This is a genomic window from Colwellia hornerae (genome assembly GCF_007954355.1).
GTDB lineage: Bacteria > Pseudomonadota > Gammaproteobacteria > Enterobacterales > Alteromonadaceae > Colwellia_A > Colwellia_A hornerae.
Genome location: NZ_VOLR01000083.1, coordinates 1 through 1,211, shown reverse-complemented (window position 1 = coordinate 1,211; position 1,211 = coordinate 1). Strand labels below are relative to the sequence as shown.

Below are 1,211 nucleotides of genomic sequence, written 5' to 3'. Positions count from 1 at the left end.
TATTCAGTCAGGTGACTATTATGCCTAAGCCTCGCTCACAACAAATCAGTTTATTGGACACCCCTTATTATCACATTTGCAGTCGTACGGTACGCAAGGCTTTTTTGTGTGGCGTAGATAAGGAGACGGGGGTGAGTTTTGAGCATCGACGCATATGGATTGAAAAGCGATTATTTAAATTATCTCAGGTATTTTCGATAGATATCTGTGCTCATGCTGTTATGCATAATCATTTACATCTCGTATTGCATGTTGATAGTGAGCAGATAAAAAGCTGGTCAACTGAAGAGGTATTACAACGTTGGCATCAATTATTCAAAGGGACCTTATTAACTCAAAAATATTCGAACAAACAACCGCTTGATAAGTTCCAATTAGCGATGGTTAAAAGTACGGCTGAGATATATAAGCAGCGTCTACTTGATATCAGTTGGTTTATGCGCTCATTGAACGAGCCGATAGCGCGACAAGCTAACCGAGAAGACCAATGTAGTGGACATTTCTGGGAAGGGCGCTTTAAATCACAAGCACTGCTTGATGAAGGCGCATTACTGTCGTGCATGGCATATGTTGATTTAAACCCGATACGAGCCGGTATTGCGGTTACTCCCGAGGAGTCTGACTTCACCAGTATTCAACTGCGCATTAAAACGGCTATAACCGGTGAGCAACCGACCTGCTTACTAGCCTTTACAGGCAATGAAACGCATCAGAGCTCAACGGGAGCGGGTATTTCTTTTAGCCTACAAGATTACTTAACACTGGTTGATGAAACAGGACGCATTCTGCGTGATGATAAACATGGTGCTATCGACACTCAGACGGTAAATATTCTTGCTAGGTTACACATCAGTGATGAAAGTTGGCTAAAGTTAACGACAAATTTTGAAACTATCTTCACAGGGGCTGTTGGTACTGCTGAGCATTTATATGAATTTAGTGAGCATGTTGGTTTGCAGCGCACACATGGTATAGCGAATGCTCAAGTTTGCTTGAATAGCGCATAACGGGCTTTATGAATAAGACTCCCCTTGTTACTATTTTAAAGTGGTAGGTTTACCACGGCTGACATTTGATGTTATGAGTAAACTGTTGAGATAAAGGACGATATAAACTCGCTTTACTGTATCAATCGGTATTTTGATAAGCTAGAAAGAGAAAATTGGCTCATGGTTATCACTTGTCGTTATTATGGGTGGCATAGTTAACTG

Annotated in this window: 1 protein-coding gene; it reads left to right on the top strand. The window is 41.2% G+C overall.

The window, feature by feature from the left end:
* Nucleotides 1-20 precede the first annotated feature (20 nt).
* Complete coding sequence (locus ESZ26_RS19030) at nucleotides 21-1,007, top strand: transposase (protein ID WP_146910738.1); 987 nt, start codon at nucleotides 21-23, stop codon at nucleotides 1,005-1,007.
* Nucleotides 1,008-1,211 lie beyond the last annotated feature (204 nt).

Coding starts and splice junctions, on each gene's coding strand:
- ESZ26_RS19030 (WP_146910738.1), top strand. CDS start 21: ATGCCTAAGCCTCGCTCACAACAAATCAGTTTATTGGACACCCCTTAT.